Genomic DNA, 25,309 nt, shown 5'->3' with positions numbered 1-25,309 from the left:
GACTAAGACTCACCTCTTAGTCCTGATAATATGATCACAGTTACACGATTAAACGGTAAGAAGTTTCAAATCAATGCGCTATATATCGAAACGATCGAATCCTTTCCCGATACGACGATTACTTTAACAAACGGCCATAAATTTGTGGTGCTGGAAGATGAAGACAATATACATAAACAAATAATCTTATTCTATCAATCTATAAATATACTTGGCAGCACTAACATGGGAGGTGGATTAGATGAAAAATAAAATGATGAGAACGATGTTAATATTATTATTAGTAATCTTATTAGCAGGAGCAGTAGCAATTATTGTTATTTATAAATTAGATCATACAAGTGCTAATAAAGCACCTTCCATTGATGAAGTTCTAAAACAGTCAGTAGATGTACCAGAAATCACCACTAATCTAAAGACCAATAACTTTATAAAAATTTCTTTCAAATTGGAAACAGACAGCAAAAAAGCACAAGAAGAGCTGACAAAGAGAGATTTTCAGGTCAAAAATATTATTATTGATCAATTATCGGAAATGAGCCCTAATGATTTAGATGGTCAAAAAGGGAAAGACAAATTAAGAATGGCCTTGAAGGATAAGATATCTAAAATTATGCAAAATGGTAAAGTTGTTAATGTATACATCACCTCTTATGTTATTCAATAAAAACATGAAGTGCATATTAAAAGGAGGTGGGAACATTGTCAGGTGAAGTATTATCGCAAAATGAAATTGATGCTTTGCTCTCTGCACTTTCCACTGGTGAAATGAATGCAGAGGATATAAAGAAAGAAGAAGAAGCTAAAAAGGTTAAAGTTTATGATTTTAAAAGAGCCTTGCGATTTTCAAAGGATCAGATTAGAAGCTTAACCAGAATCCACGAAAATTTTGCAAGATTACTAACGACTTTCTTTTCTGCACAGTTAAGAACTTATGTGCAAATCTCTGTCGCATCCGCCGATCAAATTCCATATGAGGAATTTATTCGCTCCATTCCGAAAATGACTATTTTAAATGTTTTTGAGGTTCCTCCATTAGAAGGCAGAATTTTAATGGAAATCAATCCTAATATCGCTTATGCGATGATGGATCGTGTCATGGGTGGAAAAGGAACAAGTGTCAATAAGGTTGATAACCTGACGGAAATAGAAAAAAGGATTATGTCTAACATGTTTGATCGGGCATTTGAGAATTATCAAGAGGCGTGGGCAAATATGGTGGATATTGATCCATACTTGTCTGAGTTTGAGGTAAATCCTCAATTTCTGCAAATGGTGTCACCAAATGAAACCGTCGTGGTCATTTCAATGAATACAACGATTGGTGATGCCAGCGGAATGATTAATTTATGTATCCCGCATGTTGCACTGGAGCCGATTATTCCAAAGCTTTCGGTCCATTATTGGATGCAGACAAATCATAAGGAAAGAGAACCTGCCCAGACGGAATTGATGGAAAAGAAGCTTAAGAATGCATTCATCCCATTAGTGGCACAATTAGGTTCTTCTGAAATTACGATTGAAGATTTTTTAAATCTGGACAAAGGGGATATCATCCCACTAGTTCAGAAGATTGATGATCCAATCAAAATTAATATTGAAGGAACAACAAAGTTTGTAGGACAGCCTGGTATCGTTGGAAAAAGAATGGCTATCCAAATTTTGGAAGTATTAAGAGGGGGGGATGATGACAGTGAGTAATATGCTATCACAAGAAGAAATAGATGCTCTTTTAAAAGGAACTGCCGACGATAGTGAAGATGTTCAGGAAATGAGCGTAGAAGATTATTTATCCTTAATGGAAAAAGATGCACTGGGCGAAATTGGTAATATATCATTTGGGAGTTCTGCAACAGCACTTTCTACACTGCTATCCCAAAAAGTTGATATAACCACACCAGAAGTAACTATTATAAAGCGGGAAGATTTAAAAGATGAATTTCCACATCCACATGTTGCCATCCAAGTAAGGTATACAGAAGGATTCACTGGAATGAATTTATTAGTGATAAAACAATCCGATGCTGCTATTATTGCAGATTTGATGCTCGGTGGGACGGGAGAAAATCCTGGAGAAATGATGGATGAAATTCAACTTAGTGCTGTTCAGGAAGCAATGAATCAAATGATGGGATCTGCAGCAACTTCCATGTCTACCGTTTTTAATAAGCGTGTTGATATTTCACCACCGGTTGTTGATATAATCGATTTCGCAGTCGGATCAGGAACTGAAACTCTGCCTAATCAAGAATTGCTAGTAAAAATTTCGTTTCGATTAAGAATTGGTACATTAATAGATTCATCCATAATGCAAGTAATTCCGTTAGACTTTGCGAAAAGCTTAGTTTATGATCTGATGAACAATGATGAACCAAGTCAGCCTGATAATGGAATAACACAACCTGAAACAAATACAAGTTTTACGCAGACGATGAGTCAAGAAACTGTAAATTCTGCAGCATATCCGGATTATTCGCCGTCCATGCAAAATACAGCGGTCCCTACTTCTTCTTTTGCAACGGCATCAAGCCCAACAAAAGAAAAACCGCAAAGCAATATTAATGTACAACCAGCAGTATTTTCTAATTTCCAGGAAGTACCTGTTCAAGTGCCTGAAACAAAGAATCTTAACATGCTGCTTGATATTCCGCTTCAGGTAACAGTTGAATTAGGGCGGACTAGCAGAACAGTTAAAGATATATTGGAGCTTGGTTCAGGATCCATTATTGAATTAGACAAGCTTGCCGGAGAACCGGTAGATATTTTGTTAAACAATCAACTTATCGCTCAAGGTGAAGTTGTTGTAATAGATGAGAATTTTGGTGTACGAATAACAGAAATCGTAAGCCAAACAGATCGAATCAAAAAATTAAAATGAAGTAAGCGGGGTAATAGAAATGGCAAACAGAATTTTAATCGTTGATGATGCAGCGTTTATGAGAATGATGGTTAAGGATATTTTAACGAAGAATGGCTTTGATGTAGTTGGGGAAGCTGCAGATGGTGCACAAGCAGTTGAAAAATATAAGGAATTAAAACCGGATCTTGTCACAATGGATATTACCATGCCTGAAATGGATGGAATTTCTGCATTGAAGGAAATCAAAGGAATTGATCCAAATGCAAAGGTGATCATGTGCTCTGCAATGGGTCAACAGGCTATGGTAATCGATGCCATTCAAGCTGGTGCTAAGGATTTTATTGTGAAACCATTTCAAGCAGATCGAGTAATTGAGGCTATTCAAAAAACGTTAGCATAATGTATGGGAAATGTTTTAAGGAAGAACATTCGATAATCTAAACCATATGCAAACAAATAAGAAGGTGTCTATAGATTGTTTAGAAATTTATTGAAAATATTAATGGTCATCTTTCTTTTTATTCCTCTGTATGGACAATATCAAACTGTCCATGCAGAGACAACCTATGTAAATCAAATGTTTCAAAAAAATAAGGACCAACAAACTCCAAAGAAAAGCAGCGACACACAAAAAGAAAATAAAACTAATGCTGATTCAGGCAGTCCAGTTATTTCATTTTTGGACGTTGTAAAAATGATTTTTGCACTTATAGTTGTTATCGCATTATTATACTATTTACTGAAATTTATTAATAAGAAAAGCCGGTCCTATCAGCAAAATCGGTTTGTGCAAAATTTTGGTGGTACATCGCTTGGCGGAAACCGTTCCTTACAGATTGTAAAAGCAGGAAAACGGATATTAATTTTGGGTGTTGGTGAAGATATTCGGTTATTGAAAGAAATAGATGATCAAACAGAAATAGATGATTTTATCAAACAGTATGATGCGGACATGGAAAGATCCATGGAGCCAAGAGATATTGTAAGTAAATTATCCAAACGCATAAATGGGTTAAAAAGGAATACGGAAACATCGCAACAACAGCCGTCTTTTCAGAGCTTATTAAAGGAACAATTATCAAATATTAAAAAGGATAGAAACAACATGATGAGAGAATTGGATAAAAAGGAGAAGCATTCAGATGAATGAGTTTATGAGTATTTTTAATAATAGTTCACCTGAACATGTTTCGACAGCAGTAAAATTATTTCTTTTATTAACGGTTCTCTCTGTTGCACCTGGTATTTTAATATTAATGACTTCCTTTACAAGAATTGTCATTGTGTTATCGTTTGTGAGGACATCACTGGCCACTCAGCAAATGCCTCCTAATCAGGTGATTATCGGCCTATCTTTGTTCTTGACCTTTTTTATCATGGCGCCGACCTTTCATCAAGTAAACGAACAAGCACTAACTCCTCTATTTGATAATAAGATTACGTTAGAGCAGGCATATGATAAAGCTTCGGTTCCTTTTAAAGAATTCATGAGCAAATATACAAGAGAAAAAGATCTTCAGCTGTTTCTTGATTATTCTCATGCAAAACAACCTAAAAAAATGGAAGATATTCCTATGACAGCACTTGTCCCAGCATTTGCGATAAGTGAAATAAAAACAGCGTTTCAAATTGGCTTTATGATATTTATTCCTTTTCTGGTGATAGATATGGTGGTTGCTAGTGTTTTAATGTCTATGGGGATGATGATGCTGCCGCCAGTAATGATCTCTTTGCCATTTAAGATTTTATTGTTTGTTTTGGTAGATGGATGGTATCTGGTCGTCAAATCATTGTTACAAAGCTTTTAGAGTAGGTGAAAATGTTGAGTCAAGAAACGGTTATCTCCATAGCAGAAAAAGGAGTCTATATTACCTTAATCACAGTTGGCCCATTACTGATCATAGCTCTCCTAGTCGGGTTGCTTGTAAGTATTTTTCAAGCAACAACGCAAATACAGGAACAGACCTTAGCATTTGTTCCGAAAATAGTTGCGGTATTAATTGGCATAATCTTTTTTGGGCCATGGATGCTAAGTCATATCTTATCCTATGCAAGTGATATTTTTTCGAATTTAACTAGGTATATAGGTTAGTAAAATGGACAATCTTATTCCTTCTTTTTCTATTTTTTTATTAATATTCATGAGGGTATCGGCTTTTTTTGTCACCATGCCGCTATTTTCTTATAAAACAATTCCAGCTATGCATCGAATAGGGTTTGCGGCTGTATTAGCATGGTTAATGTATTATTCCATAGATATCCATCCATTAGCGATAGATGGAAAGTATTTTATGTTAATTATAAAAGAGGCAATGGTTGGACTCTTTATCGGTTTTATCGCTTATTTAATTTTTTCCGCGATTCAAATAGCCGGAGGATTCATAGATTTCCAAATGGGATTCTCGATTGCTAATGTTATAGACCCGATGACAGGTACGCAAAGTCCCTTAATAGGTCAATATTTATATAGTTTTGCTATTTTACTATTACTAGTCTTGAATGGACATCATCTTATTTTAGATGGTATTTTCTATAGTTATCAGTTTATTCCAATCGATAAAATGATTCCTTTCGGGGATCCGAATTTAGCTGAATTTATTATAAAAACCTTCAGCAAGATGTTCATCATTGCTTTTCAAATGTCGATTCCTGTCGTGGCGGCCTTGTTTTTAGTCGATGTTGCATTAGGAATTGTGGCAAGAACAGTACCGCAGCTAAATATATTTGTGGTTGGTTTCCCTATTAAAATCGGTGTAAGTTTTATTATTCTTATCGTAGTTATGGGAGTTATTTTCTCAGTTTGCCAACACTTGTTTCAGTATATGTTTTACACGATGAGGGATCTTATGAAATTAATTGGGGGTTCATGATGAAGTGGATTCGTTTGGATTTGCAGTATTTTTCTGGAGATAAAACGGAAAAAGCAACCCCGAAAAAACGCCAGGATGCGAAACAAAAAGGGCAAGTTGCTAAAAGCCAGGATATAAACACGGCAATTGGTTTGCTTGCTGTTTTCATGTTTTTATCATTTGGAACATCTTTCATTGGCCCGCATCTTTTTGGGATTCTGCGTCATTCCTTTCAAGACTATATGCTAATGGATTTAACGGAGAATAACATCCACAAGATAGTAGTGGAACTTTTAAAAGAAATTGCTTATATTATCGGTCCGATTTTGGCAGTTGCCTTATTTGCAGGAATTGCATCTAATTTTGCACAAGTGGGTTTTATTTTCACTAGTGAGACGATGCAGCCAAAATTGGAAAAGATTGATCCAATAAAAGGTTTTAAACGGATATTTTCGATGCGGTCTGTAATGGAATTATTAAAATCCATATTGAAAATAGCATTTGTTGGAACCGTGACGTTTTTTGTTCTTTGGAGAAGAATGAACGATGTATTGAGCTTGTCTTATAAATCAATTGGTGATTCACTCTCTATCATTGGAAGTCTTACCCTCCAAATGGGTTTTGCTGCTTCCATTGCACTTTTGTTCTTAGCTATTCTAGATTATTTGTATCAACGATATGAGTATGAAAAAAACTTGAGAATGTCAAAGCAAGATATAAAAGATGAGTATAAAAATTCTGAAGGGGATCCACTAATAAAGTCAAAAATCAAACAAAGACAAAGGGAAATGGCCATGCGTCGCATGATGCAAGAGGTTCCAAAGGCTGACGTTATTATCACGAATCCAACACATTATGCTATTTGTTTAAAATATGACGAAAATGAAAGGGATGCACCTTTTGTCATAGCCAAAGGCGTTGATTATGTCGCGCAAAAAATAAAGATGATCGCGAATGAACATGAAATTATGATGATAGAAAATCGTCCGTTAGCAAGGTCTTTATATGATCAGGTCGAAATTGGAGATACCATACCTGAGGAATTCTTTAAGGCTGTGGCAGAAATTCTGGCTTATGTTTATCGAATAAAAAATAAAATTTAGTTGTAATTGAGAAAAAAGGCTTAAAAGCTGGGGGGAAACAAAATGGCAGCAAGAGATATGTCCGTACTCATTAGTGTTATTTTAGTAGTAGCTATGTTGATTATACCTTTTCCAACATGGCTATTAAGTGTATTAATATTGATTAATATCTCTCTTGCTCTCCTCGTATTATTAACATCTATGAATATGAAAGAACCATTGCAATTTTCGGTGTTTCCTTCGCTTTTACTGTTATTAACATTGTTCCGTTTAGCATTAAATATATCTACAACAAGAGCTATATTAACAAAAGGTCAAGCAGGTGGAGTTGTCGAGACTTTCGGTACCTTTGTAGTCGGTGGAAATATATTGGTTGGACTTGTTGTATTTTTAATCTTAATTATTATTCAATTTATTGTTATTACGAAAGGTTCGGAGCGAGTTTCCGAGGTGGCAGCAAGATTTACTCTTGATGCAATGCCGGGGAAACAAATGAGTATTGATGCAGATTTAAATGCAGGGATGATTTCTGACCAAGAAGCAAGGCAAAGACGTGAAAAGGTTGGTCGTGAAGCGGATTTTTATGGTGCGATGGATGGTGCAAGTAAATTTGTTAAAGGTGATGCAATAGCCAGTATTATTATCGTAGCCATCAATCTAATTTTTGGGATTATTATCGGAATGACTCAACAAGGTTTAGGAATAGCGGAAGCTGCGCAACACTTTTCGCTGTTAACAGTTGGTGATGGTATTGTCAGCCAGGTACCAGCCTTACTTATTTCCACGGCAACAGGTATCGTTGTTACACGTGCCGCATCAGATGGTAACTTAGGTAGGGATGTTATTTCTCAACTTTTAGCTTTTCCTAAAATGCTATATATTGCAGCTGCAACGATTTTTCTACTAGGGATTGCTACACCGATTAATGATTTTTTGACGATTCCAATTGCAGGTGCTTTGGCGATAGGGGCATTCCGACTTTCACGTGTGCCAAAACAAAACGAAGAAGAGCTCACCGAAATGGAAGAGGTTATTCAGTCAGATGAAATGAAGAGCCCGGAAAGTGTTATTAATCTACTAAATATCGATCCAATAGAATTTGAATTTGGATATGGGTTGATTCCACTAGCTGATACTAATCAAGGCGGAGATTTATTAGATCGAATCGTCATGATTAGAAGGCAGCTCGCTCTTGAATTAGGAATTGTTATTCCTGTTGTGAGAATAAGAGATAATATTCAGCTCGAACCAAATGAATACCGATTGAAAATTAAAGGAAATGAAATGGGACGAGGTGAATTATTACTCGATCATTATTTAGCCATGAGTCCTGGTATAGATGATGATATGGTGGAGGGAATTGATACGATTGAGCCTTCTTTCGGATTGCCTGCGAAATGGATAACCGAATCTGCGAAGGAGCAAGCGGAGATTTATGGCTATACTGTTGTCGATCCACCATCTGTAGTCTCAACCCATATAACGGAAATATTGAGAACAAACGCTTTTGAATTATTGGGAAGACAAGAGACAAAACAGCTAATTGATCATGTGAAAGAAACATTCCCGATTTTAGTGGAAGAAGTAACGCCGAATCCATTATCTGTTGGGGAAATCCAAAAGGTTTTGCAAAAGCTTTTAAAAGAACATGTTTCTATACGAAATTTAACGATTATTTTCGAAACTCTTGCTGATTTTGGAAAAATGACCTCGGATACTGATTTATTAACGGAATATGTAAGGCAAGCACTTGCTAGACAAATTACAAATCAATTTGCTGAGAACGGTAATACTTTAAAGGTTATTACTCTGTCGGGAAAAATCGAAAAAATGATAGCAGATGGTGTTCAGCAAACAGAGCATGGGAATTATTTAGCGATTGATCCGAATGATTCACAAAGTATGTTAGAAGCTATCGCAAAACAAGTTGAACAGCAATCTTCTATGGGGATTCAACCTATCATCCTATGTTCTCCAGCAGTACGAATGTATGTAAGGCAAGTAACTGAACGATATTTTCCACAGATTCCAATACTTTCTTATAATGAACTGGAAGCCAACGTTGAAGTCCAAAGTATAGGGGTGGTGAATGTAGAATGAAGGTAAAAAAATATGTTGCCGCTAATATGACAGAAGCAATGAAACAAGTTCGAGCAGAACTTGGTGAAGAAGCAGTTATTTTAAATTCAAAAGTTGCATATACAGGCGGATTTATAGGTTTGTTTCGAAAAAAGCAGTTTGAGATCATTGCTGCCATAGACCCGCAAGCACCTCATAGTCAAGTAAAGCTAAAAGAAAAACAAATAAATGTACCAACAAATGCTGGTGTCAAGGATATTGAAAAACTTAACAATAATGGAATTCAAAAAGAACTTCATGATTTAAAAAAAATGGTAGAGGTGTTATCTTCTAATTCGAAAGCTGTTACTTTTGATCATTATCCGCTTCCTATTCAAAAGTTTCTTGTTTTCATGGACAATCAAGGAATTTCCAACAAATATATTCAGCTATGTGCAGACCAGTTATTAAAGAAATGGCGTACGTCAGCTGAAGAACCAATGGAATCAGAAGTATTCAAATGGGGAAAGCAATATTTTGAAGAAGTGTTTGCTCCTTTTTATTCCAAAGCCTTGGCTAAATCCAAAAAGTATATTAATTTAGTTGGTCCCACTGGAGTAGGTAAAACAACTACTTTAGCAAAAATGGCCGCAAATGCTGTTATTGACAGGCAAAAAAAAGTTGCTTTTATAACAACGGATACATATCGAATAGCAGCAATTGAACAGTTAAAAACCTATGCAAATTTATTACAAGTTCCGGTTGAAGTAGTTTATAATCTTTCAGACTTCGAGCAAGCACTTGAAAAGTTTAAGGATTTTGACATGATTTTTATAGATACTGCCGGAAGAAACTATCGTGAATTACAGTATATTGAGGAATTGAAAAAGGTTATTGATTTCAGTAAAGAAATGGAGACTCTTCTTACCCTCAGCTTAACAATGAAAGAGGAGGATATAAGAGCCATTATTGATAGCTTCGGATCCATTAAGATTGATCATTTAATATTTACAAAACTAGATGAAACAACCACCTACGGTTCCATACTGAATATAATGCTGGATTATCAGATAGGGACTGCATATCTAACATATGGCCAAGATGTCCCGGATGATATACAGGCGGCAACACCAGCATGTCTTGTAAAACATGTCTTTGAGGGTAAAAGTTAATGAAAGACCAAGCCGAAAAACTCAGGGAGAAATTAAAAAATAAATATAGTCAAACAGCTAAAACATTGGCCGTTGTAAGCGGTAAAGGTGGAGTTGGAAAATCAAACATTTCCATTAATATAGCTTTATTATTAGCTAGAAAAGGGAAAAAAGTTTTATTATTTGATTTTGATATTGGCATGGGCAATATCCATGTACTTTTAGGGACAGAAGCAACTAAAACAATATCAGATTTTTTATACGAGGAAATATCTTTACAGGAGATAATCTATGAAGGCGCTGATAATGTTTCGTATATTTCAGCAGGCAACGGGTTTACCAATATAATTGAATTGGATCAAAATATGGTTTCTCGTTTAATGGAAGGGCTTGAGCAGCTGCAGCATCTCTATGATTATATTATTTTTGATATGGGAGCGGGTGCGACTAATTCTAATTTGCAAATCCTTTTATCTGTTGATGATATTGTCGTAGTGACAACACCTGAACCAACCTCGATTACAGACGCCTATTCGATGATGAAGTATATTAGCAATTTGGAGTCTGCACATCCATTTTACTTAATCTGCAATCGTGCGGAAAAGGAAAAAGAAGGTTTATATACATTAGAAAGGTTACAATTAACGGTAAATAAGTTTTTGCAAAAAGATGTTCGTTTATTAGGAGTACTACCGGAGGATACACATGTTAGAAAGGCAGTAAAGCTTCAGACGCCATTTTGTCGGGCTTTTCCAAATTCGAACATTTCAATTAAATTAGAAAAAATGGTTGAACAATACTTGGGAAACACTGGAGATTCCACCTTTCAATCGGGAACATCGAATGGATTTATACACAAATTCAGAAACTTTTTTTCGAAAGGCAGGGTCGGGTAGTGGAGAGGATTAAAGTACTTGTTGTAGATGATTCTGCATTTATGAGAAAACTAATTACTGATATATTGGAAAGCGATCAAAATATTGAAGTAGTCGGTACATCCAGAAATGGTCTGGATGCGATCGAAAAGGTAAAAAAACTTCGACCGAATGTTATTACTCTTGACATAGAAATGCCTATTATGGATGGGATCCAGGCATTACAAAATATCATGAATGATAACCCAACACCGATCATTATGCTATCAAGTACAACCAAGTTAGGTGCCGAAAATACAATACTTGCTATGCATTATGGGGCGATTGATTTTGTTACGAAACCATCTGGAAGTATATCCTTGGATCTTGAAAAGGTAAAAGACGATTTAATTCAAAAGGTAAAATCGGCTAGTAAAGCTAATATTCAAAACCTTCGTTATCCGTCAGAAACGAAACAATTATTAGTTCCCGAAAGACCGCAGGCATCATTCAAAGTTGAAATCCGAAGAATGAGTAAGTGGTCACAGGGAAGAAATAAATTAATTTGTATTGGCATATCGACTGGGGGACCTAGGGCATTGCAGAAACTATTAGCAGGCTTTCCTGAGAATTTAGAAGCACCAATACTCATTGTCCAGCATATGCCAGCCGGTTTTACAAAATCATTGGCAAATCGTTTAAATACACTGAGTAAGATCCATGTAAAAGAGGCCGAAGAGGGAGAAGTAATACAAAAAGGAACTGCATATATTGCACCAGGTGACTTTCACTTACAAGTGAAACAGCTAGGTACAAACATTGTTGTTCAGTTAAATCAAGCTCCCCCATTAAATGGACATAGACCTTCTGTTGATATTATGTTTCAATCAATCAGCCAATTGCCAAATTATGATAAGATTGCAGTCATTATGACAGGGATGGGTTCAGACGGTGCACAAGGTTTGATAGAGTTGAAGAAAAAAGGAACTGTTAAAGCAATTGCTGAATCAGAAAATAGCTGTATTGTATTTGGAATGCCAAAAGCAGCTATTGCTACTAATCTAGTAGACGAAGTAGAAGATTTAGAAAAAATTTCACAAGCAATTATGAAATATTTGCCGTAAAAGGATGTGGAGCAAATGGAATTAAGTCAATATTTAGAAGTGTTTATTGAAGAAAGTAAAGAGCATTTGCAGGCTTGTAATGAACAATTATTATTGCTTGAAAAAAACCCTGAAGATCTAACTATTGTAAATGAAATTTTTCGTTCCGCACATACTCTTAAAGGTATGTCTGCAACAATGGGGTTTGAAGATTTAGCAAATTTGACGCATAAAATGGAAAATGTGTTAGATGGGATTAGAAATGGTATCATCACCGTTACACCTGAGATTTTGGATGTGGTATTTCTTGCAGTAGATGATTTAGAAATCATGGTAGAATCCATTGCCTCAGGCGGAGATGGAAAAAGAGATGTAAGTAAGGTTTTGGACCAGCTACATAAAATTGAAAAAGGCGAATCAATAGAAAGTACTGTAGCCGCTCAGGAAATTGCTGCTGGTGTAGCATTGGAAGCAACTGAATCGAATATGAAATATGATGAGTTTGAACAAACCGTGATTCAGCAATCAAAGGAACAAGGCTATGAATGCATTGAAATTACAGTTGGCTTGAGAACGGATTGTTTATTAAAAGTAGCGAGAGTTTTTATGGTCTTTGAAGTATTGGAAAAATGCGGTGATGTTATAAAATCAAATCCGACAGTGGAAATGCTGGAAGAGGAGAATTTTGATAGTTCTTTTACCGTTGTGTTGATAACAAATGAACAGATAGAAGATATAAGGCAAAAAGTAATGAAGGTATCAGAGGTTGAAAATGTAATCATCGTTCCGATCAATTTGGATCAACCAGACGATAATGACAAGGAAATTATTGAAAATAAAGATAAAAATCAGCAATCAACAGCTTTAACGGATAAAAAGCAAAAGGAAACGAAAAATGGAACGCAACAAGTAACTCATACGAACAAAACGATCAGAGTTAATATTGAAAGATTAGATGTCTTGATGAATCTTTTTGAGGAACTGGTAATTGATCGAGGCAGATTAGAACAAATTTCTAAGGACCTTAATAATCCTGAATTACATGAAACAGTGGAAAGAATGTCCCGAATTTCCGGTGACTTGCAAAATATTATTTTAAATATGAGAATGGTTCCCGTTGAAACGGTATTTAATCGTTTTCCAAAAATGGTTAGACAGCTTGCAAGGGATTTAAATAAGAAAATTAATTTGGAAATTATCGGTGCTGAAACAGAACTTGACCGAACTGTAATTGATGAAATTGGCGATCCATTAGTACATTTGCTAAGAAATGCCCTGGACCATGGTATCGAAACACCGGATGTCCGTTTGCAGAATGGAAAAAGTGAAGATGGAACCATTACGTTGAAGGCTTATCATAGCGGTAACCATGTATTTATCGAAATTTCTGATGATGGTGCGGGTATAAATCGTGAAAAAGTATTACAAAAGGCGATTTCTAAAGGAGTTATTCTCGAAAATGAAGCTCACTCCTTATCGGATAAGCAAGTATTTGAGCTTATAATGTCATCAGGATTTTCTACCGCAGATAAAATTTCCGATATATCTGGTCGAGGGGTAGGCCTTGATGTTGTAAAATCGACGATAGAATCTCTTGGCGGTTCCATTACAATTGATTCAAACGAAGGTTCAGGCTCTGTATTTATCATTCAGCTTCCTTTAACACTATCAATTATTTCTGTCATGTTAGTTGAGATTGGCAATGAAAAATTTGCTATACCATTATCATCCATTATTGAAACTGCTATTATTAAAGAATCAGATATTTTAACCGCTCATGATCAGAAGGTAATCGATTTCCGCGGTAAAGTTGTACCACTTGTATTTCTTAAAGATACTTTTGATGTGCCGGATGCTGAAGATAACAGCGAATATACTTCGGTGATCATTGTGAGAAAAGGTGAAAAAGCAGCTGCCTTAGTTGTCGATTCATTTATTGGACAACAGGAAATCGTTCTTAAATCCTTAGGCAATTATTTACTAAATGTTTTCGCTATTTCCGGTGCCACCATTTTAGGAGATGGCCAAGTAGCATTAATCGTTGATTGTAATTCATTGATAAAGTAGAGAACCTGAAGTAAATATGAAATTCACCTTCATAACTCAAAAAAATGTTGATATTGGAGTGTTATATTATGATGGATGTAGTGGAACAAACGGAAAATAAAATGATTGTTTTCCAATTAAAAGGGAATGAATATGCGATTCCTGTTGGGCAGGTTAGAGCAATTGAAAGGGTTTTACATATTACGCGTGTACCCAATACAGCCTCTTTTATAAAAGGTGTGATTAATTTACGAGGAGTCATCATCCCGATTATTGATTTACAAAATAGGTTAGGAATTGGAGAAATTGAAACGACCGAAAAAACAAGAATGATCATTGTGTCGATGGATAATATTGAAGTTGGGTTAATGGTAGACAGTGCGAATGATGTAATAGATATCCCAATGGAATCCATTGAGCCTCAGCCTGAAGTCGTGAATTCTGTAAAGGCGGAATTTATTTCAAACGTTGCAAATCTTAATAAGAGATTAATTATGATTATGAGTTTAGAAAAGATAGTAAGTCCATTAATTTAGGGGAAAAATACAAATGGGTTTAGAAGATAAAATTACAAGTGTGCATTTAGATATCCTTAAAGAGATAGGTAATATTGGTGCAGCACATGCTGCAACATCCTTGTCTATTGTTTTAAATAAAAAAATCGATATGAACGTTCCGAAAGTAAGTATCGAATCCTTCACGGAAATGATGGAAATGGCAGGTGGATCGGAAAATATAGTTGCCTGCGTGCTTCTTCAAATTGAAGGTGATGCTTCAGGCTACATGTTTTTTATACTATCCATCAAACAGTGTGAGAATTTTATTAGACAAATGACTGGTGATGCTCACTTTTCCATAAGGCAACCAGCCCTTTCTGAATTGGGCATCTCCGCATTTCAGGAATTAGGGAATATATTGGCTGGTTCCTATTTAACTGCTTTATCCAATTTCACAAAGCTTGAACTGTATCCATCCGTTCCCTTGGTTTGCTTCGATATGTTCGGAGCCATTATTAGTCATGGTTTAATCGAGCTATCTCAAACTAGTGATTATGCCATTGTGATAGATACAAGTCTAAGTGATGAACATGACGGGTTCGGAGATACCATGAACGGCCAATTTTTTCTTCTTCCAAATCCTGACTCCTTCCAAACGATTTTCCAAGCTTTAGGGGTGGAAATATGAGCGAAGTGGTGAAGGTGGGAATAGCGGATATGAATATCGTTCACTCACCTAATACAATTAGGACAACAGGATTAGGCTCATGTGTAGGAGTTATCATATATGATCCATTCCTGGCGATTGCCGGTCTAGTGCATGTTATGTTACCGGATTCAGGTATCGCCAAAGCCCAGAAGGAAATTAATAAAGCAAAGTTTGCAGATACTGCTATTAAGGAATTAACAGAGAGATTAATAAAAAACGGATGTAAAAAGCTTCATTTAAAAGCAAAAATAGCTGGCGGTGCGGAGATGTTTTCGTTTTCATCCTCCAATGATTTCATGAAGATAGGGCCGCGTAATGTGGAAGCGGTAAAAAACGCCTTAAAATCAGAAGGAATAGAATTACTTTCGGAAGAAACTGGTGGGAATTCTGGTAGAACGATAGAATTCGATCCTAATACATTTCTATTACAAATCAAATCGGTTAACCAAGGAATTCGTTTTATTTAAGGCTTTTTTCTTAAACTATGTCGCTATTTTGTACATGAAAACCATATTTATAACGTTTTTAGGTTATGAACGGATACTTTTTTAAGAAAAGATGCCCCGAAACTCCGTCTATATTCGGATTTATAGATATTTACGAATTGCTGCTATCTATACGAAAACAGCCTATTTAAACTAACTTGCGAGGAGGGAGACATTTGTCAAAAGCAGAAACAATCGAAGAACAAAAGTATTGGGAATTATGGATAAGTTCACGTAATGCTCAAGCTGGTGATGTTCTTGTGAAAAAATACTTGCCATTAGTTCACTATCACGTTCAAAGGATTGCAGTTGGACTTCCTCGTAATGTTTCAAGGGATGATTTAAAAAGTTTTGGGATGCTTGGGCTTTTGGATGCGTTAAATAAATTCGATCGGGCACGTGATTTAAAATTTGATACGTACGCATCTTTTAGAATTCGCGGGGCTATTTTAGATGGTTTAAGAAAAGAAGATTGGCTGCCTAGAAGTACAAGAGAAAAAGCGAAAAAGATTGAAGCAACACTCGAAAAGTTAGAGCAAAAGTATATGAGACATGTTACAGCCGAGGAGATTGCTCATGAACTGAATATGTCTGAGGATGATGTGTATCAAACCATGAATGAACAATTTTTTGCAAATGTACTTTCTGTGGATGAGCAAGCGCATGAAAAGGAAGACAATGAAACGTATTCTTTTGTGATAAAAGACGACCATATTCCAAGTCCAGAGGAATGTTTAATTCATGATGAAAAAATTCAGGATTTAACGAAAGTCATTTCCACATTATCTGAAAAGGAACAGTTGGTATTAAGCTTATTTTATCATGAAGAATTAACCTTAACGGAAATCGGGGAGATTATGAGCCTATCTACATCAAGAATTTCACAAATTCATTCGAAAGCATTATATAAATTAAGAAATATTTTAGAGAAGAAAATGTAAATTCTTAGAGGTGGAAAAGGTGGAGCTGAAATCGCTTGAAATGCAAATCGCATTGCCGAGAACACATGATGCCGGAAAAAATATGCAACATATTCAACATGCAAGTAGGGTAATAAATGAAAATGCAGTGGAGGAAATGGAAAAAGCACTAATTCAGAAACGACAACATGTACTAAAGCAAGAACAAAAAGATTCAGCCCTGCTTAAAGATCAAGCCCATCCGAAAAATCATCATGACCATGATTCAAGCAAAAAGGATCAAAGAGAAAAAGACAAAGAAAAGCAATCACACCAACATCACCCATTTAAAGGTAATCATATTGATTTTAGCGGGTAGGCGATTATAATGACCATTTTTATTTTATTCATTTCTATTATTATAAATATCGTATCAATCTTTGCAATTATTATCCTTTATATAAGACAGAATCGTCTTATGCATGTAGAACAAGATCAAAAAAAAGTGTTACAGGAAATGGAAGAAATGTTTTCAACCTATCTAATCGAAATAAGGGATGAAAATGAAGAGTTTATTAAAAAAGTCCAAAGCATATATCATAGCAAAATGGAATTAAAAGAAAACGTTGAGGGGGACAAGTCCTATCAAGATAAGATCTCCAGCCAAAACGAACAAAAAAATGAAGTTCCGGCTCTTCAAACATTTATGCGGAGCCGAGCGGAAAAAACATATCAATCAGCGATGACACAAAATGATATTCAAGATGCGGAAAATCAAAGTATTGATTTTGCCACTTTACCGTTAGAAAAACAAGCATATTTATTAGAAAAAGAAGGCTTGACGATTGAACAAATTGCTAAGGAACTTCATAAAGGGAAGACGGAAATTGAACTGCTTTTGAAGTTTCGTCAAAAAATATAAGATATTCTTGAATATAGTATTCATATATGTTATATTAATTTTTGGTGTTATCACACACGCTTCATGATTTAAATAGATGGTGCTTTCAAAATAATTACATTTTATTTTGGTAGTTTCTGTTTAAAAATGATTGAAGCGGAGGAAACTAAAACCATAGGAGGCAACACAATGTCAGTAATTTCAATGAAACAATTGCTTGAAGCAGGTGTTCATTTTGGACACCAAACACGCCGTTGGAACCCTAAAATGAAGAAATATATCTTCACAGAGCGTAACGGCATCTATATTATCGATCTTCAAAAAACAGTTAAAAAGGTTGAAGAAGCATACAACTTTGTAAAAGAACTTGCAGCAAACGGCGGAAACATTCTTTTCGTTGGTACTAAAAAGCAAGCTCAAGAATCTGTTAAAGAAGAAGCTGAAAAAGTTGGCATGTACTATGTTAATCATCGTTGGTTAGGTGGTACATTAACAAACTTCGAAACCATTCAAAAGCGTATCGAAAGATTAAAAGCGATTGAAAAAATGGAAGAAGACGGAACTTTTGAAGTTCTACCTAAAAAAGAAGTTGTTCAACTTAAAAAAGAACATGAGCGTTTAGTGAAATTCCTTGGAGGAATTAAAGATATGAAAACTCTTCCAGATGCTCTATTCATTATCGATCCTCGCAAAGAGCGTATTGCAGTTGCAGAAGCACGTAAATTAAATATTCCAATCGTTGGTATTGTAGATACAAACTGCGATCCTGATGAAATTGATTATGTAATTCCTGCAAATGATGATGCAATTCGCGCAGTTAAGCTTTTAACTGGTAAAATGGCTGACGCTATTTTAGAAGCTAGACAAGGCGAAGAAGAAACAGCTGCTGAGCCAGTGGAAGCTCAATAATTATTTTCTGATTTATAGAAGGTGATAAGAATACTCCTTATCACCTTTTTTTAAAGAATGCTATGAATTTAATGAAATACATAGAATTAAAGGAGGAACTATTCTCATGGCAGTTACTGCACAAATGGTTAAAGAACTTCGTGAAAAAACAGGCGCAGGTATGATGGACTGTAAAAAAGCACTTACGGAAACAAATGGCGATATGGATAAAGCCATTGATTATCTACGTGAAAAAGGTATTTCTAAAGCTGCGAAAAAAGCAGATAGAATTGCTGCAGAAGGTATTACTTATATTTTAAGTGAAGGCAATGATGCAGTTATTCTTGAAGTAAACTCAGAAACAGACTTTGTTGCAAAAAATGAAGGCTTCAAAACACTAGTTGCTGATTTAGCAAAACACATCCTAAAAAATAAGCCAGCTACAGTAGAAGAAGCACTTGAACAACAAATGGAAAATGGAACATCTGTTAGCGAAGCTATCAATGGCGCGATTGCAAAAATTGGTGAAAAAATTACACTTCGTCGCTTTGAATTAAAAACAAAAACAGATAATGGCGTATTTGGTGAATACTTACACATGGGCGGCCGTATCGGTGTTTTAACGGTTCTTGAAGGCACAACAGATGAGAGTGTTGCAAAAGATGTTGCAATGCACGCTGCTGCATTAAATCCAAAATACATTTCACGTGATCAAGTATCACAAGAAGAAGTTGAGCATGAGCGCGCGGTATTAACTCAACAGGCATTAAACGAAGGCAAACCTGAAAATATTGTTGCTAAAATGGTGGAAGGTCGATTAAGCAAATACTTTGAAGAGATTTGTATCTTAGATCAAGCATTTGTTAAAAACCCAGATCAAAAAGTTGGACAATTTGTGAAGGCTAATAATGCAACAATTACTGGCTTAGTTCGTTATGAAGTTGGCGAAGGTATTGAAAAACGTCAAGATAACTTTGCTGAAGAAGTAATGAGCCAAGTAAAAAATAAATAATTTTTTTGCGATTCCCTAGGGAATTGGGAAAATCATCAAAGGGAGCACACTGTGTGTTCCCTTTCTTTGGAAATTTAGGTTAGGGTGCAAATGATGGAAAATAAGGAAATCTTCATTTATAGATTTCCACCAATCTTTCAACTCTAACTACTTACCTCAAGAAAAACATGCAGTGGATATCTTAACTGCATACACAATAAATGAATTGGAGGTTCATATGAGTACCCCAAAATATAAACGAGTTGTATTAAAATTAAGTGGAGAAGCATTAGCGGGAGATCAGGGTTTTGGTATTAACCCTTCTGTTATTAAATCTGTAGCAGAACAAGTGAAGGAAATTGCTGAATTAGGTGTTGAAGTGGCAGTTGTAGTTGGCGGCGGCAATATTTGGCGCGGAAAAATCGGCAGCGAGATGGGGATGGACCGTGCGACGGCAGATTATATGGGAATGCTAGCAACTGTGATGAATTCTCTTGCACTTCAAGACAGTTTAGAGCAAAATGGAATTGAGACAAGAGTTCAAACATCCATTGACATGCGCCAAGTGGCAGAACCATATATCCGCAGACGAGCTATCCGCCATTTAGAAAAGAAACGTGTTGTCATATTTGCTGCAGGAACTGGAAACCCATATTTTTCAACAGATACAACAGCTGCGCTCAGGGCAGCTGAAATTGAGGCAGAAGTTATCTTAATGGCAAAAAATAATGTAGATGGTGTCTATTCTGCTGATCCAAAATTGGATAAAAATGCGGTTAAATATGATCAACTTACTTATTTAGATGTGATTAAAAACGGTCTTGCGGTAATGGATTCAACAGCATCTTCGTTATGCATGGACAATGATATTCCGCTAGTTGTCTTTTCTATTATGGAAAATGGCAATATAAAACGGGTTGTGATGGGTGAAAATATTGGAACGATTGTAAGGGGGAAGGAATAATGCCTAAAGAAATTATTGCTACTTCAAAAGATAGAATGACAAAAGCAATTCAAGCTTTTACAAGAGAACTTGGTTCTATCCGTGCTGGTCGTGCAAGTGCTTCATTACTAGACAAAATTGTCATCGATTACTATGGTGCACCAACACCAATTAATCAGTTAGCAGGTGTATCGGTTCCGGAAGCGCGTCTGTTAGTTATCCAGCCTTATGATAAGTCAATTCTCGGTGAAATTGAAAAGGCTATTTTAAAATCAGATTTGGGTTTAACACCTAATAATGATGGAAGTTTAATTCGATTAGGGATTCCCGCATTAACAGAAGAGCGACGCAAAGAACTTGTGAAAGTGGTCAAAAAAGAATCAGAGGGTGCCAAGGTTGCGATTCGAAATATTCGAAGAGATGCAAACGATGATTTGAAAAAGCTTGAGAAAAATGGTGAAATTTCAGAAGATGATCTTCGCGGCTACTCAGATGATATTCAAAAACTTACAGATGAACATATTAACAAAATTGACCAAATTACAAAAACAAAAGAGCAAGAAATTTTAGAGGTATAATATTTTCTTAAAAAACTCTCTTCTAGAGAGTTTTTTATTTTAAAGAGGAAAAATGTTTCCTAACTGTCTCTACACAAAATGACATATTTTATCTATAATAGAAGTCGCACCTTTTCAATTTTAATATTAAAGAAATTCCAGGCTTTTTTTGCTATTATAGAAATAGCGGATTTTACATATGAAAATGGAAAGTAGTCCAAGTGGAGGTCCAATGATGATTAATAAATTGAAGTTTTGGAAAACTTCCAAGGAAAATGATGCATTAGAAGAGAGAATCAATGCATTAAAGGAACTCCCGATGCCAAAACATGTTGCGATAATTATGGATGGGAATGGGAGATGGGCAAAGAAACGCGCACTGCCTCGTGTGGCAGGTCATCATGAGGGGATGAAAAGGGTTAGAAGAATAACCCGACTTGCTTCTAAGTTAGGTATTGAAGTTTTGACCCTTTATGCTTTTTCTACAGAAAATTGGAAACGCCCAAAAAGTGAAGTGGATTATTTAATGAAGCTTCCAGGCGAATTTTTAGGAACATTCTTACCTGAACTTAAAGAAGAAAATGTTCGAGTTCAAATGATGGGTTATAAAGATAAACTTCCTGAACACACTCTTGGTGCAGTTGGGAAAGCAATAACAGAAACAGAACATAATAATGGTTTAATTCTAAATTTTGCTCTTAATTATGGGAGCAGGGATGAAATCGTCAGAGCAGTAAAAAATATAGTACATGATGTGAAAAAGGGAAAATTAACTGAAAAGGATATTACGGAAGCTAATTTTTCAAATTATTTAATGTCACATAGTCTACGGGATCCGGATTTATTAATTCGTACAAGCGGAGAAATTCGCTTAAGTAATTTTATGCTGTGGCAGTTAGCCTATACGGAATTTTTCTTCTCAGACGTTTTATGGCCAGATTTTAATGAGGAAAATTTAGTAGAAGCTATTGAAGTTTATCAACAACGATCAAGAAGATATGGTGGTTTAAAAAGCGAGGGCGTGGAAGAATGAAACAACGTATTATAACAGCTGTTATAGCTGCTGCAATTTTTATTCCTATTGTCATTTATGGAAATGTACCTTTTACTATTTTAGTCTATTTATTGGCATTCATCGCTTTAGGTGAAGCTTTAAGAATAAGCAAATTAAAAATAATATCTTTTCCCGGAATAATTTCATTTCTTATGTTAGGGATTTTTTTGATTCCACATCCATATATTGAAGTAGTAGAGAAATTTGGATTGTCCAAAATGGATTATGTCTATTTTGGTATACTGTTACTTTTATGCTATACGGTAGCTTCCAAAAATCGCTATACGATTGTTGATGCAGCTTTTATGTTGCTTTCAATATTTTATGTGGGCTTAGGCTTTTACAATTTTTTATACATAAGAGAGCATGGACTGCATGGACTTACATTTATTCTGTATTCTCTTTTTATTATCTGGGCTACAGATTCTGGAGCCTATTTTATTGGACGAGCGATTGGAAAAAGGAAGCTGTGGCCGGAAATTAGTCCTAATAAAACAGTAGAAGGATTTATTGGAGGGATAGTTTGCGCGTTAATAGTTGGAATTCTATTCGCGTTATTTTCCAACATACCTGCTTCTATGTTAAAATTAATTATTATTACTGCCATTCTATCTGTTTTTGGACAAATGGGTGATTTAGTTGAATCTGCCTTAAAGCGTTTCTATGATGTGAAAGACTCCGGAAAAATATTACCGGGTCACGGCGGTATCCTAGATCGATTTGATAGTTTATTATTTGTTTGGCCGCTTATTAGTTATTTATTATTGTCGAATTAAATAAAGGACAAAATTATTTTTAATTAGATGGTATTGGAAGAATCTTGGGAGTTGAACATTTTGAAAAAAATAAGTTTGTTAGGAGCAACAGGTTCAATTGGTACTCAAACATTGGATGTAATCAGGAAGCATCCAGAAGAATTTAAATTAGTTGCTCTTTCGGTTGGAAAAAATATAGATCTAGCCAGAAAAATCATTTCGGAATTCAAACCGGAGCTAGTCTCTGTTCAAACAAAAAAGGATTATGATCAATTAAGGCTTGAGTTTGCTTCTGACACGAAGCTTACATACGGCGAAGATGGACTAGTGGAAGTGGCTGTTTATGAAAAGTCCGATATATTGGTGAATGCTGTATTAGGAAGTGTAGGTCTTTTTCCTACTTTACAAGCCATTAAGGCTCATAAAGTAATTGCTATTGCCAACAAAGAAACACTCGTTACTGCAGGACACTTAGTAATGAATGAAGCAAAACAGCAACAAGTAATGCTTCTTCCTGTCGACAGTGAGCATTCAGCAATTTTTCAATGTTTGCAAGGGGAACAAGACAAAAATATTGAAAGATTAATTATTACCGCTTCAGGTGGCAGCTTTCGTGATAAAAAAAGAGAAGAGTTAAAAGAAGTCACCGTAAAAGATGCGCTTAGTCATCCTAATTGGTCAATGGGTGCAAAAATCACCATAGATTCTGCTACTATGATGAATAAGGGTTTAGAGGTAATTGAAGCGCATTGGCTATTCAATCTTCCTTTTGAAAAAATAGATGTTCTCTTACATCGGGAAAGCATTATTCACTCTATGGTGGAATTCCAGGATGGAAGTGTGAAAGCACAGTTGGGAACACCAGATATGCGAGTTCCTATTCAATACGCATTAAGCTATCCAAATCGTATTTCATTACCTTCATCAGAGAGGCTAGATTTAGCTAAAATTGGCAATCTTCATTTTGAAACCATGAACTTTGACCGATTTTATGCATTAAAGTTGGCATATGAGGCTGGTAAAGCCGGGGGGACAATGCCTACTGTATTAAATGCAGCTAATGAAGTTGCCGCAGGTGCTTTCTTAAATGAACGAATTTCCTTTTTACAAATAGATGAACTTGTAGAAAAGGCGCTTGAAAGGCATAATGTGATTAAGCACCCTGACTTAGATACAATCAGAACTGTTGATATAGAAACGAGAGAATATATCAATTCACTTTTATAAAAAGGTGGTTTTTCATTTGACAACATTAATAGCCTTTATCATCATTTTTGGAGCATTAGTATTTTTCCACGAAGCAGGGCACTTTTTCTTTGCTAAACGGGCAGGAATACTATGTCGAGAATTTGCGATTGGCTTTGGTCCTAAGCTAATTTCCTTCAAAAAAAATGAAACACAATATACAATCAGACTTCTGCCAATCGGAGGCTATGTACGAATGGCAGGGGAAGACCAGGAAATGCTTGAATTAAAGCCGGGGCAACGTGTTGGTTTAATTCTAAATAAGGATGATAAAGTAGAAAAAGTTGTTATTAATGGCAAGGAAAAATATTCTAATATTCGTATTATCGAGATTGATTCCGCTGATTTGGAGCATAATTTGGTTATTAAGGGTTATGAAGAAGGGGAGGATGAAATATTAAAAACATTCTCCGTTGAAAATGACGCTGTGCTAGTGGAAAATCAGGCAGAGACTCAAATAGCACCATGGAATCGTCAATTTGCAGCGAAATCACTTGGACATCGTGCCATGACTATTTTTGCAGGACCAATGATGAACTTTGTGTTGGCAATTATTATATTCATGGTATTAGGTGCCCTTCAAGGAGTTCCGGTTCAAGACCCCATTTTGGGTGATTTAACTAAAAATGGGGTAGCTAAAGCTGCTGGTCTTCATAAAGGGGATAAAGTTATCAGTATTGATGGATCTGAAATATCGAATTGGAATGATATTGTAGAAGTAATCCAAAAACATCCTGGTGAAGAATTAATGTTTACGATAGAAAGAAATCATAAAACAATGGATATTTCTGTCACCCCAAAAATTGAAAAAGATGAAAATAATAAAGAATACGGAATGATAGGGGTTCATAGTCCTGTTGAAAAATCTCCGTTAAAAGTTGTTACTTATGGTTTCCAGCAAACCTATGACATGACCATTAAAATCTTCCAAATGCTAGGAAAATTACTAACGGGGCAATTTTCCATTAATATGCTCTCAGGCCCTGTTGGAATTTATAAATCGACTGAGGATGTCGCACAATTAGGAGTTTACTATTTAGTTCAATGGGCAGCATTATTAAGCATTAACCTAGGTATTATGAACTTATTGCCAATTCCAGCTCTAGATGGAGGTCGTTTATTATTCTTTGCTGTTGAAGCAGTAAGAGGAAAACCAATCGATCGTCAAAAAGAAGGGATGGTTCACTTTATCGGATTTGCATTGCTAATGCTTTTAATGATAATCGTTACATGGAATGATATTCAAAGATTTTTCCTATAGAATATAGAGCAATCGGTATAATCCGGTTGCTTCTTTCATGTTAAAGTAATTTATGAGTTTGGAATCAAATTAATTATTCCAAACATTAGGTTTTTGTCTGATTTCTGCGCCTATAATCTAG

29 protein-coding genes are annotated in these 25,309 nt (G+C 35.5%); all 29 read left to right on the top strand.

The genetic code is table 11. The features are described 5' to 3' along the window. The first annotated feature begins 30 nt into the window (after positions 1-30). The 29 genes from AN964_RS14720 (at position 31) to rseP (ending at position 25,188) form a co-directional block, all read left to right on the top strand. Positions 31-252, top strand: coding sequence for a flagellar FlbD family protein (locus AN964_RS14720; protein ID WP_055740406.1), 222 nt, complete (start codon positions 31-33; stop codon positions 250-252). Then, positions 242-667: a flagellar basal body-associated protein FliL gene (gene fliL / locus AN964_RS14715; RefSeq protein ID WP_055740405.1), complete on the top strand. Its 426-nt coding sequence runs from the start codon at positions 242-244 to the stop codon at positions 665-667. Before AN964_RS14720 ends, fliL begins: the two co-directional genes overlap by 11 nt. A 35-nt stretch (positions 668-702) precedes the next feature. Then, the gene (gene fliM / locus AN964_RS14710; protein WP_055740404.1) at positions 703-1,701 is read left to right on the top strand and encodes a flagellar motor switch protein FliM; all 999 of its coding nucleotides are present in this window, start codon (positions 703-705) and stop codon (positions 1,699-1,701) included. Beyond that, the gene (fliY, locus tag AN964_RS14705; RefSeq protein ID WP_055740403.1) at positions 1,688-2,878 is read left to right on the top strand and encodes a flagellar motor switch phosphatase FliY; all 1,191 of its coding nucleotides are present in this window, start codon (positions 1,688-1,690) and stop codon (positions 2,876-2,878) included. The genes fliM and fliY overlap by 14 nt, the downstream gene beginning before the upstream one ends. Positions 2,879-2,897: 19 nt before the next feature. Further along, positions 2,898-3,260 carry a response regulator gene (locus AN964_RS14700; protein ID WP_055740402.1) on the top strand — a complete coding sequence of 121 codons (363 nt, stop codon included), beginning with the start codon at positions 2,898-2,900 and terminating at the stop codon, positions 3,258-3,260. A gap of 75 nt (positions 3,261-3,335) precedes the next feature. Beyond that, positions 3,336-4,010, top strand: a complete 675-nt coding sequence (locus tag AN964_RS14695; protein WP_055740401.1) for a flagellar biosynthetic protein FliO — start codon at positions 3,336-3,338, stop codon at positions 4,008-4,010. Next, on the top strand, positions 4,003-4,668 hold the full coding sequence (gene fliP, locus AN964_RS14690) for a flagellar type III secretion system pore protein FliP (RefSeq protein WP_055740400.1): 666 nt from the start codon (positions 4,003-4,005) through the stop codon (positions 4,666-4,668). The genes AN964_RS14695 and fliP overlap by 8 nt, the downstream gene beginning before the upstream one ends. Positions 4,669-4,682: 14 nt before the next feature. Beyond that, positions 4,683-4,952, top strand: coding sequence for a flagellar biosynthesis protein FliQ (gene fliQ / locus AN964_RS14685; RefSeq protein WP_055740399.1), 270 nt, complete (start codon positions 4,683-4,685; stop codon positions 4,950-4,952). Between the two features lie 4 nt (positions 4,953-4,956). After that, the gene (fliR, locus tag AN964_RS14680) at positions 4,957-5,730 is read left to right on the top strand and encodes a flagellar biosynthetic protein FliR (RefSeq protein WP_055740398.1); all 774 of its coding nucleotides are present in this window, start codon (positions 4,957-4,959) and stop codon (positions 5,728-5,730) included. Continuing rightward, entirely contained in the window at positions 5,730-6,812 is a 1,083-nt protein-coding gene (gene flhB, locus AN964_RS14675; RefSeq protein WP_152982390.1) for a flagellar biosynthesis protein FlhB, read from the top strand. Before fliR ends, flhB begins: the two co-directional genes overlap by 1 nt. Positions 6,813-6,854: 42 nt before the next feature. Beyond that, the gene (gene flhA / locus AN964_RS14670) at positions 6,855-8,891 is read left to right on the top strand and encodes a flagellar biosynthesis protein FlhA (protein ID WP_055740396.1); all 2,037 of its coding nucleotides are present in this window, start codon (positions 6,855-6,857) and stop codon (positions 8,889-8,891) included. Then, entirely contained in the window at positions 8,888-10,021 is a 1,134-nt protein-coding gene (gene flhF, locus AN964_RS14665) for a flagellar biosynthesis GTPase FlhF (RefSeq protein WP_055740395.1), read from the top strand. Before flhA ends, flhF begins: the two co-directional genes overlap by 4 nt. Continuing rightward, the gene (locus AN964_RS14660) at positions 10,021-10,896 is read left to right on the top strand and encodes a MinD/ParA family protein (RefSeq protein WP_055740394.1); all 876 of its coding nucleotides are present in this window, start codon (positions 10,021-10,023) and stop codon (positions 10,894-10,896) included. Before flhF ends, AN964_RS14660 begins: the two co-directional genes overlap by 1 nt. Then, complete coding sequence (locus AN964_RS14655; RefSeq protein ID WP_055740393.1) at positions 10,896-11,978, top strand: protein-glutamate methylesterase/protein-glutamine glutaminase; 1,083 nt, start codon at positions 10,896-10,898, stop codon at positions 11,976-11,978. The genes AN964_RS14660 and AN964_RS14655 overlap by 1 nt, the downstream gene beginning before the upstream one ends. A 15-nt stretch (positions 11,979-11,993) precedes the next feature. After that, complete coding sequence (locus AN964_RS14650; RefSeq protein ID WP_055740392.1) at positions 11,994-14,024, top strand: chemotaxis protein CheA; 2,031 nt, start codon at positions 11,994-11,996, stop codon at positions 14,022-14,024. Between the two features lie 68 nt (positions 14,025-14,092). Further along, positions 14,093-14,539 carry a chemotaxis protein CheW gene (locus tag AN964_RS14645; RefSeq protein WP_055740391.1) on the top strand — a complete coding sequence of 149 codons (447 nt, stop codon included), beginning with the start codon at positions 14,093-14,095 and terminating at the stop codon, positions 14,537-14,539. 13 nt (positions 14,540-14,552) lie between these two features. Then, entirely contained in the window at positions 14,553-15,188 is a 636-nt protein-coding gene (locus AN964_RS14640; protein WP_055740390.1) for a chemotaxis protein CheC, read from the top strand. Beyond that, on the top strand, positions 15,185-15,676 hold the full coding sequence (locus AN964_RS14635) for a chemotaxis protein CheD (RefSeq protein WP_055740389.1): 492 nt from the start codon (positions 15,185-15,187) through the stop codon (positions 15,674-15,676). Before AN964_RS14640 ends, AN964_RS14635 begins: the two co-directional genes overlap by 4 nt. A gap of 194 nt (positions 15,677-15,870) precedes the next feature. Then, positions 15,871-16,635, top strand: coding sequence for a FliA/WhiG family RNA polymerase sigma factor (locus AN964_RS14630; protein ID WP_055740388.1), 765 nt, complete (start codon positions 15,871-15,873; stop codon positions 16,633-16,635). Between the two features lie 19 nt (positions 16,636-16,654). After that, the gene (locus AN964_RS14625; protein ID WP_055740387.1) at positions 16,655-16,972 is read left to right on the top strand and encodes a hypothetical protein; all 318 of its coding nucleotides are present in this window, start codon (positions 16,655-16,657) and stop codon (positions 16,970-16,972) included. Positions 16,973-16,981: 9 nt separating this feature from the next. After that, positions 16,982-17,515: a hypothetical protein gene (locus tag AN964_RS14620; RefSeq protein ID WP_055740386.1), complete on the top strand. Its 534-nt coding sequence runs from the start codon at positions 16,982-16,984 to the stop codon at positions 17,513-17,515. Positions 17,516-17,683: 168 nt separating this feature from the next. After that, on the top strand, positions 17,684-18,403 hold the full coding sequence (rpsB, locus tag AN964_RS14615) for a 30S ribosomal protein S2 (RefSeq protein ID WP_055740385.1): 720 nt from the start codon (positions 17,684-17,686) through the stop codon (positions 18,401-18,403). A 106-nt stretch (positions 18,404-18,509) separates the two neighbouring features. Beyond that, on the top strand, positions 18,510-19,394 hold the full coding sequence (tsf, locus tag AN964_RS14610) for a translation elongation factor Ts (RefSeq protein ID WP_055740384.1): 885 nt from the start codon (positions 18,510-18,512) through the stop codon (positions 19,392-19,394). Between the two features lie 217 nt (positions 19,395-19,611). Further along, on the top strand, positions 19,612-20,337 hold the full coding sequence (gene pyrH / locus AN964_RS14605; RefSeq protein WP_055740383.1) for a UMP kinase: 726 nt from the start codon (positions 19,612-19,614) through the stop codon (positions 20,335-20,337). Next, positions 20,337-20,894, top strand: a complete 558-nt coding sequence (frr, locus tag AN964_RS14600) for a ribosome recycling factor (protein ID WP_055740382.1) — start codon at positions 20,337-20,339, stop codon at positions 20,892-20,894. Before pyrH ends, frr begins: the two co-directional genes overlap by 1 nt. Positions 20,895-21,108: 214 nt before the next feature. Further along, positions 21,109-21,906 carry an undecaprenyl pyrophosphate synthase gene (uppS, locus tag AN964_RS14595; protein ID WP_055740381.1) on the top strand — a complete coding sequence of 266 codons (798 nt, stop codon included), beginning with the start codon at positions 21,109-21,111 and terminating at the stop codon, positions 21,904-21,906. Next, positions 21,903-22,703 (top strand): phosphatidate cytidylyltransferase, encoded by an 801-nt coding sequence (locus tag AN964_RS14590; RefSeq protein WP_055740380.1) that lies wholly within the window; start codon positions 21,903-21,905, stop codon positions 22,701-22,703. Before uppS ends, AN964_RS14590 begins: the two co-directional genes overlap by 4 nt. Positions 22,704-22,763: 60 nt before the next feature. Beyond that, a complete protein-coding gene (locus AN964_RS14585) occupies positions 22,764-23,909 on the top strand; it encodes a 1-deoxy-D-xylulose-5-phosphate reductoisomerase (protein ID WP_055740379.1) in 1,146 nt (381 codons plus the stop codon). 16 nt (positions 23,910-23,925) lie between these two features. Then, on the top strand, positions 23,926-25,188 hold the full coding sequence (rseP, locus tag AN964_RS14580) for an RIP metalloprotease RseP (protein ID WP_055740378.1): 1,263 nt from the start codon (positions 23,926-23,928) through the stop codon (positions 25,186-25,188). Positions 25,189-25,309: the final 121 nt, after the last annotated feature.

This window comes from Heyndrickxia shackletonii (assembly GCF_001420715.1).
Classification (GTDB): Bacteria; Bacillota; Bacilli; order Bacillales; family Bacillaceae_C; genus Margalitia; species Margalitia shackletonii.
Note: the sequence above shows the minus strand (reverse complement) of the source record. Positions and strands in the feature narration are given on the sequence as shown.